A 13072-nucleotide genomic window follows, 5' to 3' on the forward strand; every position below is an offset into this window, starting at 1 on the left:
AACTGGTGCGAGCCGTACGGGCTCCGGGTCCCCCCTTGGAGAAGGTACGGTGGGGCCGGTACAACCCCCGCACAACTCACGCACAGAGCATGTACTCGCCCGATTGTCCGGGTGTGGTACGCGTGGCGGAACACGGCAGCGTCCACATGTGAGGTGCCTGGTTGCGTTTCGAACTCCTTGGCCCGTTCCGGGTGTACCGCGACGACCGGCCGGTTCCGCTGGGCTCGGTGAAGCAGCGTCTCCTGCTGGCGACCCTGCTGCTGCGCCCGAATGAGGTCGTCGGCACCGACGAGTTGGCCGCGATGCTGTGGGGCGACGACGAGCCGGCGTCGGCCGCGGCGAACCTGCGCACCTATGTGCGCGGGCTGCGGCGGTCGCTGGGCGGTGGGGCGACCTGGGACGGGATAACCGCTGCGGCCGGCGGCTACCTGCTTCGGGTGGGCCCAGGCGAACGGGACGTGGACCTGTTCGACGCCGCGGCGGCGCGTGGCCGTGAGGCGTTCGCCACTTCCGATCTGGACCGGGCCGAGGCTGAACTGTCCGCCGCGGTGCGCCTGTGGCGTGGTGCACCGCTGTCCGACCTGCCGCTGCGCTCGACGCTGGCTCGGCGGGTGGCGCAGTTGGAGGAGCGTCGGCTGCTCGTCGAGGAGGACTACGCCGAGGCGGTGCTGGCCCTCGGCGCGTCGGCCGACGTCGTGCACCGGTTGCGCGGCCTGCTCGACCGGCACCCGCTGCGGCAGCGGGCGTGGGGCCAGCTGATGGTGGGCCTGTACCGCATCGGGGACGTAGCCGGCGCACTTGATGCTTTCCGGCAGGCCCGACAGACGCTGGCGGAGGAGACGGGCCTCGACCCCGCACCTGAGCTTGTCACGCTGTACGACGACATCCTGCATCACCGTCCGGGACTGGCGGCGCAACCGCCGACGGGGTCGGACCGGCCGGCGCCGGACACGGGAGTGGGGCCGCTCATTCAGCGCCCCGAGCAGCTGCCGCGTGCGGTGCCGGAGTTCGTCGGACGCAGCGCCGAGTTGGCCAGCCTCGACGGGCTTCTGCGTGGCGGGGCTGGGGCCCCGACGAGCGGCGCCATCTCTGTGGTGTCCGGAATGGCCGGGGTCGGCAAGACGGCCCTGGCGTTGCACTGGGCGCACCTGGTTGCCGACCGCTTCCCGGACGGGCAGCTCTATGTGAACCTTCGCGGCTACGACGAGGCCGGCGTGGTGTCCCCGCCCGACGCCCTGTCCGGCTTCCTCGAAGCGCTCGGCGTGCCCCACGCCCGGATACCCTCCGACATGGAGGCCCGGACTGGTCTCTACCGCAGTCTGCTGGCCTCGCGGCGGATGCTCCTGGTGCTCGACAACGCTCGCGACTCCGCCCAGGTGCGCGCACTGCTGCCCGGTGCGGGCCGCTGCATGGTCGTGGTCACCAGCCGTGACCGGCTCGGCGGCCTGATCGCCGCCGAGTGTGCCACGCCGTTGACACTGGACGTGCTCACGGCGGAGGAGTCGAGGAGCCTGCTCGCCAGACGTCTCGGGATCAGCCGGATCGCCTCCGAGGCGGTGGCGGTGGCGGACATCATCGAGGCCTCGGGCCGGCTTCCGTTGGCGTTGTCGATAGTGGCGGCGCGCGTCGCGACCCATCCCACCTTTCCGCTCAGCGCGATAGCCGCCGAACTGTACGCGGCCGAGGCGAGGCTGGACGCGTTGGCCGACGGCGACGTCCGGCGCGTCTTCTCGTGGTCGTTCCTGGCCCTGGGGGCGGACGCGGCCCGGCTGTTCACCCTGCTGGGGCTGCATCCGGGCCCGGACCTGACCAGCACTGCGGCCTCGGCGCTCGCCGGTGTGTCTGCCGCTGCCGTCACGCCGATCTTGCGGGAGCTGACCCGGCTCCACCTGCTGGCGGAGCATGCGCCCGGCCGGTTCGCGTTCCACGATCTTCTGCGGGCCTACGCGGCCGAGCTCGCACAGTCGTCGGAGCGCGGCGACGAACATGTCGCAGCCCGGCAGCGTCTGTACGACCACTACCTGCACGCCGCCTATCCGGCCGCCCGGCTACTCCAGCCGCAGTGGCCCCCGATCGAGCCGGTGCCGCCGCTGCCGGCACCCGCCAGGCGGTCGGTGACCGATCACGACGGCGCGCTCGCCTGGTTCACGGCGGAGCATCGGGTGCTGGTCCGGGTGGTCCGACAGGCCGCCGAGAACGGCTTCGAAACCTACGCCTGGCAGATCGCGTGGGCGCTGACCACCTTCGTGGCGCCGCGCGGCCTCTGGCAGGACCAGCTCGCCATTCAAGAGGTCGCGCTGGGGGCCGCAGAGAAGATCGACGACCTCGCCGGTCAGGCCGTCGCCAACCGGCTGGTCTCCCGCGCGCTGACCCGACTGGGCGACCGCACCACTGCCGAGTATCGGCTCAGGCGCGCGCTTGAGCTGCACGAACGTCTCGGCGACCCGATCGGCCAGGCCCAGACGCTGCACAACTACTGCGAACTCTGCTATCTGGACGGCCGGCTCGACGAGGCGCTCGCACACGGTCGCGAGGCGCTACGGCTCTACCGGCAGGTCGGCAATCACGCGGGCGAAGCCCGGACGCTCAACGCGATCGGTTGGCTGCTCGCCACCACCGGCGACTATGTCCAGGCCATCGCCAGCTGCACAGAGGCCCTGGACCAGCAACGACGGACCGACGACCGCAACGGTCAGGCCGCGACGCTGGACAGCCTCGGTTTCGCCTACGACCGCCTCGGTGAACGCGACCGCGCGGCCGACTGCTACGAGCAGGCGATCAAACTTTTCCGCGACTCTGCGGACCGGTATCACGAGGCGGAGACCCTCATCCGACTCGGGGACACCCGGGAAGGGATGGGCGACCGGAACGCTGCCGCTGCCGCGTGGCGCCTGGCTGCGCGGATCTACGAGGACGTGGGCGACCCCGCAGCCGAGGAGGTCCGCCACCGCCTTGAACGTCTGTAGTACGGGGCGAGAGTCAGGCGACGTTGTGGGGGCGGAACTGGACGCTCACCCGGGGGCCCACGGGGCGGGTGGTCTTGGGGATGGCATGTTCCCAGGTGCGTTGGCAGGAGCCGCCCATCACGATCAGGTCGCCGTGGCCCACCGGGAAGCGCAGGCTCTCGCCGCCGCCGCGTGGGCGCAACAGCAGCGGTCGGGGTGCTCCGAAGGAGACGATCGCGACGATCGTGTCGGTGTGCGCCGATCGGCCGATGGTGTCGCCATGCCAGGCCACGCTGTCGCGCCCGGACCGGTAGAGGCACATGCCGGCCGTGACGAAGGGCTCGCCCAGCTCGGGCGCGTAGTGCTCGGTGAGTGCGGCCCGCGCGGAGGTGAGGACGGGGTGGGGGAGGTGCCTCGCGCCGTCGTACCAGCAGAGCAGACGGGGCACGTCGACCTCGGCGTCATACATGGTGCGCCGTTCGGCACGCCAGGGCACCTCGGTGAGCAGGGTGTCGAGGACCGTGTCGGAGCCGCGCACCCAGCCGGGGAGGTGGTCGACCCATGCGCCCCGGCTGAGCTGGTGCCGGCGGATCTGGCCGGGCAGTGGCCTCAGGGTCGGCCCGGAGTCGGCCAGGTCGAGCATCGACGGCTGGTAGGCGGCAGGCGTCATGCAGCCACCCTAGCAGCACTTTCGTACACCCGTGCTAGCCCTGGACCGTGGCCTGGCCTGCTGCGGTCAGCCGGGGACGGTGGCGGCGCGCACGGCGTCGAACACCGCGTCAACCACCCGCGCCCGGCCCTGCCCGTCGACGGTGGACCAGGCGCGCGTGGCGAGCGCCGCGCGTCGCTGCGGCGAGCTGAGCAGCCCGTGCAGGGTCCGTGCCGCCGCCGCACGGGCGGCTCGTCCGGCGACGCCGCCGGCGGTCAGCTCCGGCAGTTCGCCGAGGCCGGCGGCCAGGCCGTGCCGCACCACCCGGGTGTACGACTCACGTTGGTTGTCGACCACGCAGACCAGTGCGCTGGGTGCGCCGAGGCAGCAGAGTTCCCAGGTGGAGGTACCGGCGGCGCTGACCACGAGGTCGGCTTCGGTGATCAGTGCCGGCAGCGAGGTGGTGGGCGGGACCGGTCGGATGGTCTGACCACGGCCGGGGGCGACATCGTCGACCTCCGCCTCGATCTCGGGTCGCCCGACGATGACAGTGAGGTCCATCGGGTGACCGGTGGCCACCAGCACCCGGGTGAGGACCGGCGCCGCGCCGACCGCGTCGGTGCCGCCGAAGAAGGCCAGCACCCGGGGGCGGCTGACCGCCGTGGCGGGCGGGGCGACCGGCGGCCGGGCGCTGATCACGGTGTCGCGCAGCAGGGCGTACCCGCTCCCGGCCAGCAGCCGACCGGGCAGTTCCGTCCCAGGCCCCGGCCTTTGCAGCTCCGCTCCGAAGTTCTGGTCGAGGTAGAGGTCCGCGACCTGGCCCCGGCTGTCGCCGTCGATGATGGCGAGGGTGTAGACGCCGGCGGCGCGCAGGGCGCCGGCTGCGGCCGGGTCCAGTTCGTAGGAGTCGAGGACCAGTGCGTCCAGGTGGTGTCGGCGGGCCGCCTCGACCAGTTCGGCCGCCGAGTCGGGGCCGGGGAGCAGCGGGATGCCCCGCGCGGCCAGCTCCGCGGTTGCCCAGTCGAGCCGTTCGACGGTGCCGAACACGGTGACGGCGGCGCCTCGGGCGAGGAACTCCTCGGCGAGAGCCAGGCAGCGGACGAGGTGGCCGACGCCGCGCCGTGGCCCGGCGTCGCAGCGCAACCCGACCCTCAGGGTGCTCAGGACTCCTCCAGGTGCTTCTGTCGTACGTCGGCGTTGAGCGCGCGCAGCCGGGGTTGACCGTCGAGCCAGTCGGCGAGCTTGGCCAGCGGCACGCTGACGTCACCGAAGTGGTCGATGATCGCGCTGACCAGCGTCCAGTCCTGCTCGGTGTCGAGGGTGAGCCGCAGCGCGGAGCGGTCCGGGGTGAGCGTCACCCCGAGCACCCGGAACAGCTGCGGGTGGGTGTACGCGTACGAGGTGACGTGCACCCGGTGGTGGTCGGTGGCGAGCCGGCCCAGGGTGCGCAGCGTCGCCGCTCGGATGATCTCGACGTCCAGCCCTCGGGGCAGGGTCCGGGCGATCGACGTGCTGGCGTAGTCCAGCCCGGGAACCGCCCGGTACACCGACGCGACCAGGGTGATGATCTCCGGGTCGAGCAGGGGACAGTCGGCGGTGAACCGCATGACGGCGTCTCCCGGGTGCGCCGCGAGGGCGCCCACGAACCGGTCCAGCACGTCGTCGACCGGCCCGCGGTGGCACGGCACGTCGAGGCGGGCGCACTCGGCGGCCACCGCGTCGTCGACCGCGTCGGTGCTGGTGGCGACGACCAGGTCGGCCAGGACGCCACTGTCCCGGGCGGCGCGTACGACCCGGCCCAGCACGGACCGTCCGGCGAGCGGGCGGAGCACCTTGCCGGGCAGCCGGGACGAACCCATGCGAGCCTGCACGATGCCGACGATCCGTGGCCCCGCGTCGTCCGTGTCGACCCCGGGCACCGGTACGGCGGTCACTGCTGCTCCTCCTGCTTGGGGGCCAGCACAGCGGTGGCCCGCCGTTTGGCGGCGCGGGCACCCCGCTTGGCCAGCCGGGCCGGGGTGATGGCGAGCCGGCCCACCCGGTAGCTGATTGATCCGCTGAGCAGGCCGATCGTCGTCTCGGCCCGGCGTAGCGCCCGTTCCCGCGAGGTGAGCAACTCCTCGGTCCACGCGGTCAGCGCGGCCAACCGGGTGAGTTCCTCGCGCTGGCGCAGCCACGCCTCGCGCAGCTGCTGGTAGCTGTGCCCGCCGACCGGCGGGTCGGTCGGCGCGACGGCCTGCAGTTCGGTGGCGAGGCCGACAGCGGCGCCGACGTCCAGCCCGTGCAGCGCGGCGGTGATGGCCGCCTCGACCTCGACCGCCTCGCTGACTGTCGCGCGGTCGATCTCGTGGCCGGCGAGTCCGCCGAGCACCACGGTCAGGCCCTCGACGTCGAGAGTGGACGACCACGGGTGGGCGTACCCGCCGGTGAGCAGGCCCGCGGCGAAGCGCCACAGCCCGCGGGCGAGCACCACGTCGCCGGGCAGCGCGGCGGTGGCCCGCCAGCTGGGGTCGAGCACCGCGTACCGCTCGCCGTCGACCACCACGTTGTCGGTGCCGGCCAGCGCCGCCGCGCCGGCGATCCGGCCGTCGGTGTCGGCCTGGTCGGCGAGCCAACCCGCGTACCCGCGCAGCAGCGCGCGCAGGGTGGCCAGGTCGCGGCGCAGGGCCGCGTCGAGCAGCAGGGTACGCAGCAGCCGGCCGGACGGCACCGGTCCGGACAGCGCGTCCGCGTCCCGGTACGCGGCCTCGCGGCTGGCGAACGGCGCGACGGCCGGCGTCGTCGGGTCGGCGGTCGGCATGAGCCCCCAGCGCCAACCGGAGGGGCCGTGCAGCACCTCCAGCACGCCGATCCCGGGGCGACCGTTCTGCACGAGAGCCACCGGCAGGTCCCGGTCGAGGGTCGGCGTGGTCGGGTCCGTGGGGTCGGCGGGCCGGTGGGCGAGGGTCAGCCAGCCCGGTGCGAGGTCGGCGGCGCGTCCGGCGTGCAGCGCGTCCACCGCGAGCCGGGCCGGGTCCTGGAGCACTGTGGCGCTGGTGAAACCCCCGGCGCAGGCGCCGTGCAGCACCGCGTCGAACAGGCCGGAGCCCGCGTCCCGGTCGAGGTGGTCGGCGTCCAGCAGCGCCGTCGGGGCGTTGACATCGGGGTACGTGGCCCAGCACGCGGCCGGCCGCAGTCCCGCCGCGCCGAGACGCTCGCGCAGTTGGTCCCGGTTGGCGGGGTGGGCGCGGTCCAGCACGCCGCCGATCACCCAGGCGGAGTCGTCGCGGCTGGCGTACCAGGGGGTGGTGTCGACCAGCCGGTGCAGGCCCAGCGGGTTGTCCAGGCGCAGCAGCAACGAGCCACCCGGTCGTACCGCGGCGACGAGTCGCGCCAGCACACCGTCCCAGCCGAGCCGGGTGCCCTCCACCGACTCCACCGGGTCCAGCCCGGCAGCCGCGATCACCACGTCGTACGTCTCGTCGTCGGGCAGCCCGGCCGGGCCACCCACCACCACGCGGCCGGCCCGGTGTGCCAGCGCCACCGCGTCCGGGTGGCTGCGCAGCAGGCAGGTCACCTCGGCGTGGGTGAGCTGGTCGAGCAGTGCCGGGTCGTGTGGACCGGCCACCAGGACCCGGGCGCCGGGCGGCACCAACCGGGCGGCCAGCGCGGCGAGCGGCCCACCGTTGGCCAGCCGTTCCTGCGGCAGGTCCGACCAGGCCAGCATCTCGCCGCCCGGCAGGGTGATCCGGTCGGCGGGTGCCGTCTCAGTCGTCACGGTCTTCCTCTTCCTCCTGGAGGTTCGCCCAACCGAGCAGCTCGCGAAGCTCGGCCGGCGTGCAGCGGTGGTCGGTGCCCAGCTCGGCGCGGGCGATCTCGACCGCGGTGGGCAGGTCGACAGTGGCGCCGTGCAGCTGCGGCCACTGCCGTCGGATCCGGGCGGTGCCGCCGAAGGTGGGGTCCTCGTTGGACAGGATCATCGGGTCGCCGTAGACGGCCGGCTCGCACCCGGCCGCGATGCCGTAGAAGATCGCGCTGGTCAGCCGGTTGGATGCTACCCGGCGGTGACGGCGCAGCTCGGTGAGCTGCCGGTCGAGGAACTCCGGATCGGTGTCCTTCCACCAGTGTCCCCGGTAGCCGTGGCAGATCACCCGGAACCCGGCGCGCTCGTAGAGCCGGCGCACGTTGCGCATCCGGTACTCGTGCCAGTAGAGGCAGACCGTGACCGGGCCGGGCTCGGTGTCCTTGATGAGGGCGATCAGTTTGCGGTGGTCGCCCTTGACGTGTTGACCCTCCCAGCCGTGGAACGGGTACCAGATGGTGCCCTCCCGCTCCTCGGCCGGTGGTTGCTCGGGGCGCATGGCCAACAGGTAGCTGAACGGCGCGCCGATGACGACAACGTTGCGTCGCCCCACCGACCAGGCCCGGCGGCGGGTCTGCTCCGACCAGAGCAGGCTGGGGGTGCGGTCGGCGTACGGGTGGCCGGGGGCCAGGCCGTCGCCGATGTTCCAGCCGTGCTGCACGTACCCGTTGATCCGGGGTGGGTGCCGGTCGCCGAGGCCGGCGTACCGGGCCAGTACGTGCGCGTGGCCGTAGAAGTGGTTGGCGTGGTGCATCAGGTTCCCATCAGGCGGCGGAACGCACCGAGCCGCCCCGCACCGCGGCGGTCAGCGCGTCGATGACGCGGTCCTGGTCGGCGTCGCTGAGCCCCGGGTAGAGCGGCAGCGACAGCTGCTGGGAGTAGAACGACTCGGCCACCGGGCAGGACCCGCGCCGGTAGCCCAGGTCGGCGAAGACCGGGTGCCAGTGCACCGGGATGTAGTTGACCTGGACGCCGATGCCGGCGGCCCGCATCCGGTCGTACACCTCGCGGCGACGTCCGTCGAGCACCCGGATCGGGTAGAGGTGCCAGGCCGGGTCGGCCCACGACCTGCGGTTTGGCAGCAGCACGCCGTCCAGGTCGGCCAGCGCCTCGTCGTAGCGGGCGACCAGGGCGCTGCGGCGGGCCGTGAACTCGCCGAGCCGACGCAGTTGGCTGCGGCCGAGGGCGCAGAGCACGTCCGGCAGCCGGTAGTTCAGCCCGAACTCGTGCACCTCCTGGTGCCAGCGGCCCTCGTCCGGGAAACGCAGGTCGTCGCGTTCGCGGACCACGCCGACGCCACGGAACCGGCGGGCCCGCTTCAGGATCTCCGGGTCCAGCGCGGCGACGGCGCCGCCCTCGGCGGTGGTCAGGTTCTTCGTGGGGAAGAACGAGAACGTGGTCAGGTCGGCGAGCGAACCGACCGGCCGACCGTGGTACGTCCCGCCGATCGAGTGCGCCGCGTCGGCGAGCAGCAGCGCGCCGCTGCCCTCGACCGACGTGCGCAGCGCGTCGTAGTCGGCGGGGTGGCCGGCGTAGTCGACAGCGGCGACGACCTTCGTCCGCGAGGTGAGCGCGGCGGCGGCTGCCGCCGGGTCGAGGCAGAACGTCTCGTCGTCGACGTCGGCGAACACGATCTTCGCGCCGAGGGCGACCGCGCTGCTGGCGGTCGCCACGAACGTCATCGGCGGGACGACCACCTCGTCGCCCGGCCCCACCCCGGCCGCCGCGTACGCCACGTGCAGCGCCGCGGTGCCGTTGGAGACGGCGGCGACACCGACTCCGCCGGTCCACCGGGCGAGGTCGGCCTCGAAGGCGTCGACCTGCGGACCGGTGGTGAGCCAGTCGCCGCGCAGCACGTCGGCGACGGCCGCGACGTCGTCCTCGCTGATGGACTGCCGGCCGTACGGGAGCATCCCCGTCATCCGTTGATGCCGAGCATGTCGCGCAACTGCTCGACGGTGAGCCACTCGTCGTTGGTGTCCGACTGGTAGGCGAAGCCGTCCGGCACCGGGTCGCAGTCGACCGGCGCCTGGTAGCCCCAGGTGGCGATGGTCGGCTGGACGATGAACCGGCCGTCGGCGCGCAGCGTCCGCCGGCTGTCGTCGGGCGCGATCATCTCCTCGTGCAGCTTCTCGCCGGGCCGGATCCCGATCTCGTGGGTGGTGGCGTCCGGGGCCACGGCCTCGACCAGGTCGAGGATGCGCATGCTCGGGATGCGCGGCACGAACAGCTCGCCGCCCTGCATCTGGCCGAACGAGTCCATGACGAACTGCACGGCCCGGTCCAGGGTGATCCAGAAGCGGGTCATCCGCTTGTCGGTGATCGGCAGGCTCTTGCCCTCGGCGGCCAACCGGCGGAACAGCGGAACCACCGAGCCGCGGCTGCCCACCACGTTGCCGTAGCGCACCACCGAGAACCGGGTGGGGTGCTGGGCGGCGTAGTGGTTGGCCGAGACGAACAGCTTGTCACCGACCAGCTTCGTCGCCCCGTACAGGTTGATCGGGCTGGACGCCTTGTCGGTGGAGAGCGCGATGACCTTCTTGACGCCGGCCTCGATCGCCGCGTCGACGACGTGCTGCGAGCCGGTGATGTTGGTGGCGATGTACTCCGAGGGGTTGTACTCCGCGGTGTCCACCTGCTTCAGCGCGGCCGCGTGCACCACGTGGTCGACGCCGTGCATGGCCCGGGTGAGGCGGTGCCGGTCCCGGATGTCGCCGATGAACCAGCGCAGCCGCGGGTCGTCGCCGAGTTGCTGGCGCAGCTCGTACTGCTTGAGCTCGTCGCGGGAGAACACCACCACGCGGGCGGGGTCGGCCTCGTTGAGGATGTGCCGGAGGAACGTCCTGCCGAAGGAACCAGTTCCGCCGGTGATCAGAATGGACGATCCATTCAACTCACTCAATGTGGTGCTCCCGTGTTCGTGGATGAACGAGCGGCCCTGGGCCGGCCGACCGGGGTGACACGCTAGCCATGCCGGGTTAACTCCTCGGCGCTCGCGGGTGAACCACAACCCCTGCTCCCGTGAATGCCGAACACCGCTTAGGCGAACACTTCCGACCGGCCCGGATGTGGGCTGACCTGGTCGGACCGGGCCGTTACAGTGACCGCGCGAACGACCCGGCGGCCCGACGCGCAGCCGGGTCCCACGTTCACCCGACATCCACACCGCCTCGGTGCGAGCGGGCCACCCCGGGCGTCACCGACGCCGGCCGGTGGCCCGTCGGATCAGCGCGGGCCCGGTCCGGCCGGCAACTCTGGAGGCGTTCATGGCACCCGGTAGTGACGTGATCGAACGGCCGGTGGTGGTGGCCGAGACGCCGAGCGGCCCGCCGGCCCGACGTTGGCTGGTGCCGCTGCTGCTGGTCGTCGGTTGGGTGCTCAGCGTGGCCTGGCGGATGTGGTGGTCCCGGCACGTCGTGCTGCCCATCGCCCACACCGACGAGGACAGCTACCTGAACACCGCCCGCGCGTTGGCCGGCGGCCCGGGAGGCTTCAGCAGCGAGAACGACCTGCTGCGCCGGGTCGGCTACCCGATGCTGATCTCGCCGGCGTTCCTCGGGGACCGGCACTTCACCGACAGTTACCGGATCGTCCAGCTGATCAACGCGATGGTGAACTCGACGCTGCTGCCGCTGGCGTACCTGTTCGGTCGTCGCCTGTTCCAGCTGCGCCGCTCGTACGCGCTGCTCGGCGCGGTGGTTGCGGCGACCCTGCCGGCCACCGCCTTCTACGCGGGCGTCGCCATGATCGACGCGGTGATGGCGCCGCTCGTGGTCGCCTGGCTGCTCGCCGTGCACCGTTGGATCACCCGGCCCGGCCCGCTCGCCGCCGCCACGGTGGGCCTGCTGGTCGGCGGGTTCCACCTGCTGCACTCCCGTGGCCTGGTGATCGTGGCCGTGCACGCCGGGCTGGTCCTGCTGCTGTTCGTTCGCCGCCGGATCAGCCCGCCCGTGGTGCTCGCGGCGCTGCTGCCGGTGCTCGCCATGGCGCTGGTCAACGAAGCCGCCATCCGCTACCTCGGCGGCAAGGTCTACCTGCTCGGCAGCACTCCCGGCGGCAGCACGCTCGACGCGATCGCCTCCGCCCAGGGCGTGGTCCGGGTGAGCGCCGCGGTCACCACCCAGCTCTGGTACCTCGTGGTGATCACGTTCGGACTGGCCGGGGTGGCCTGGGCCGGGGCGGTCCGCGAGCTGTGGCGTCCACGGCACGGCGACGCGGCCCGCTGGACGATGGGCGTGGCGCTGGTGGTGACCGTCGGGGTGGCCGGGGGAGCGTCGGTGATCCTGTCCGGCATCACCGGCAAGCCGCTGGACGCGATCTACGGCCGGTACGTGCAGATGCTCGCGCCGTTCTGGCTGCTGGTCGGGCTGGGGGTGCTGTTCACCGCCGGGTGGCGGGTGGTGCTGCGCCGGGCGGCCGTCGCGGTGGCGCTGCTGGTCGGTGGCGGTGCGCTGATCGCGGCCCGACTCGCGTACGTGGCCAGCCAGGGCCACCAGCTGCGCTACGGCGGTTTCAGCGCGCCGGACCTGGTGGCGTTGACCGGGGGCTGGCGTGAGCTGCGACCGGTGGTCGGGTCGCTGGTCGGCATCGCCGGCTGTGTGCTGCTCGTCGCCGCGGCCCGGGTGCCCCGCCTGCGGCTGCCGATCCTCGGCGCCCTCGTGGTGGTCAACCTCGTCACGATGCAGGTGATCGACGAACGGATCGTGCGACCGGCCGCCGAGAGCACCGCCCCGACGCCCCGGGTGGCCGACGTCGGCGTACGCCCCGGTGAGCGGGTGTGGGCCTCGACCGGCGTGCACTACGTCCTCCGGTTCAACCTCAGCCACCAGGTGACCTGGACCGACGTCCGGTGGTTCGGCGACAAGCAGCCGCCGGCCGCGGCGCAGGTCGTGTTCGCCCGCTGGGCACCCGGGCAGATCGACGACTGGAACGGCACGGCTTACGGCTTCGTCCGGCTCGGTGGCAACCCGGAGCAGCGCTGGGCGGCCTGGCGGCGGGGCTGACCCACCGCGCCCGGTGGACACCGCTGTTCGTTAACGGCGGATGTCCACCGGGAGCACTGTCGGTTAATGGTTCCCGTCCATCGCGGAAAAGGTCCGACAATCAGCGTTGGCGACGGTCCGCCCGAGCCAGGGAAATCGGGATGACGGTGATTTCCCGGCCGTCGGACAGCTCCTGTCGCGGGGTGCCCTCGACGAATCGGAAACGTCGGTTCATCTGCCGTACGACGGTATTGTGGCCGAGCACCTCGCCGTCGAGTCGGTCCAGGTGCAACCCGTCGAAGGCGTACTCGACGGCCTCCCGCATGACCCCCAGCCAGGCCGGCAGTGTCTCGCCCCGCCCGTCCAGCCCATCGGCGTCGAGGTAGAAGCCCCAGGCGCCGGTGCGGGGGCCGTCCAACCGCAGGTCGAAGAAGGTGACCACACCGCAGGGCAGGTCGTCGCGGACGTACACCAGCACCCGCCGGGACGGATCGTCGCGGACCGCCGACCACCACCGGGCGTGCTCCTCGGCGGTGATCTCGTGACTGGTCTTGCTGACCTGTCGATTGGTTTCCTGATTACGCCAGGACAACATCAGATGAACGTCGTCCGTCGTCGCTTCGCGCAGCACGTGCGTCTCGCTTTCCTAGCCGTT

10 protein-coding genes are annotated in these 13072 nt (G+C 72.5%); 2 read left to right on the forward strand and 8 right to left on the reverse strand.

Translation table 11 applies throughout. From position 1 onward, the window contains the following. Positions 1 to 161 precede the first annotated feature (161 nt). A complete protein-coding gene (locus tag KBX08_RS04600; protein ID WP_210781294.1) occupies positions 162 to 2966 on the forward strand; it encodes a BTAD domain-containing putative transcriptional regulator in 2805 nt (934 codons plus the stop codon). A 13-nt stretch (positions 2967 to 2979) separates the two neighbouring features. On the opposite strand, the gene KBX08_RS04605 is transcribed toward KBX08_RS04600, so the two are convergent. The 7 genes from KBX08_RS04605 to pseB form a co-directional block, all read right to left on the reverse strand. Beyond that, positions 2980 to 3615, reverse strand: coding sequence for an alpha-ketoglutarate-dependent dioxygenase AlkB (locus KBX08_RS04605; RefSeq protein ID WP_210781295.1), 636 nt, complete (start codon positions 3613 to 3615; stop codon positions 2980 to 2982). Between the two features lie 66 nt (positions 3616 to 3681). Continuing rightward, on the reverse strand, positions 3682 to 4758 hold the full coding sequence (locus KBX08_RS04610) for a PseG/SpsG family protein (protein ID WP_210781397.1): 1077 nt from the start codon (positions 4756 to 4758) through the stop codon (positions 3682 to 3684). Continuing rightward, positions 4755 to 5528, reverse strand: a complete 774-nt coding sequence (locus KBX08_RS04615) for a glycosyltransferase family protein (RefSeq protein WP_307850442.1) — start codon at positions 5526 to 5528, stop codon at positions 4755 to 4757. Before KBX08_RS04615 ends, KBX08_RS04610 begins: the two co-directional genes overlap by 4 nt. Further along, complete coding sequence (locus tag KBX08_RS04620; protein ID WP_210781296.1) at positions 5525 to 7351, reverse strand: class I SAM-dependent methyltransferase; 1827 nt, start codon at positions 7349 to 7351, stop codon at positions 5525 to 5527. Before KBX08_RS04620 ends, KBX08_RS04615 begins: the two co-directional genes overlap by 4 nt. Continuing rightward, positions 7341 to 8189: a hypothetical protein gene (locus tag KBX08_RS04625; RefSeq protein ID WP_210781297.1), complete on the reverse strand. Its 849-nt coding sequence runs from the start codon at positions 8187 to 8189 to the stop codon at positions 7341 to 7343. The genes KBX08_RS04620 and KBX08_RS04625 overlap by 11 nt, the downstream gene beginning before the upstream one ends. A 10-nt stretch (positions 8190 to 8199) precedes the next feature. After that, positions 8200 to 9357 (reverse strand): DegT/DnrJ/EryC1/StrS aminotransferase family protein, encoded by a 1158-nt coding sequence (locus KBX08_RS04630; RefSeq protein WP_210781298.1) that lies wholly within the window; start codon positions 9355 to 9357, stop codon positions 8200 to 8202. After that, complete coding sequence (gene pseB, locus KBX08_RS04635) at positions 9354 to 10337, reverse strand: UDP-N-acetylglucosamine 4,6-dehydratase (inverting) (RefSeq protein ID WP_210781299.1); 984 nt, start codon at positions 10335 to 10337, stop codon at positions 9354 to 9356. Before pseB ends, KBX08_RS04630 begins: the two co-directional genes overlap by 4 nt. Positions 10338 to 10701: 364 nt before the next feature. Here pseB and KBX08_RS04640 point away from each other — a divergent pair, with 364 nt between their 5' ends. Then, complete coding sequence (locus KBX08_RS04640) at positions 10702 to 12438, forward strand: hypothetical protein (protein WP_210781300.1); 1737 nt, start codon at positions 10702 to 10704, stop codon at positions 12436 to 12438. A gap of 100 nt (positions 12439 to 12538) precedes the next feature. Here KBX08_RS04640 and KBX08_RS04645 read toward each other — a convergent pair whose 3' ends face one another. After that, complete coding sequence (locus tag KBX08_RS04645) at positions 12539 to 13048, reverse strand: GNAT family N-acetyltransferase (RefSeq protein WP_210781301.1); 510 nt, start codon at positions 13046 to 13048, stop codon at positions 12539 to 12541. Positions 13049 to 13072: the final 24 nt, after the last annotated feature.

It is taken from the genome of Micromonospora sp. H61, from assembly GCF_018070325.1.
Taxonomy (GTDB): Bacteria; Actinomycetota; Actinomycetes; order Mycobacteriales; family Micromonosporaceae; genus Micromonospora; species Micromonospora salmantinae.

Excerpts from the sequence above, each read along its gene's own strand:
- KBX08_RS04605 (WP_210781295.1), bottom strand. The coding sequence starts at position 3,615 with ATGACGCCTGCCGCCTACCAGCCGTCGATGCTCGACCTGGCCGACTCC.
- KBX08_RS04625 (WP_210781297.1), bottom strand. The coding sequence starts at position 8,189 with ATGCACCACGCCAACCACTTCTACGGCCACGCGCACGTACTGGCCCGG.
- KBX08_RS04630 (WP_210781298.1), bottom strand. The coding sequence starts at position 9,357 with ATGACGGGGATGCTCCCGTACGGCCGGCAGTCCATCAGCGAGGACGAC.
- KBX08_RS04640 (WP_210781300.1), top strand. The coding sequence starts at position 10,702 with ATGGCACCCGGTAGTGACGTGATCGAACGGCCGGTGGTGGTGGCCGAG.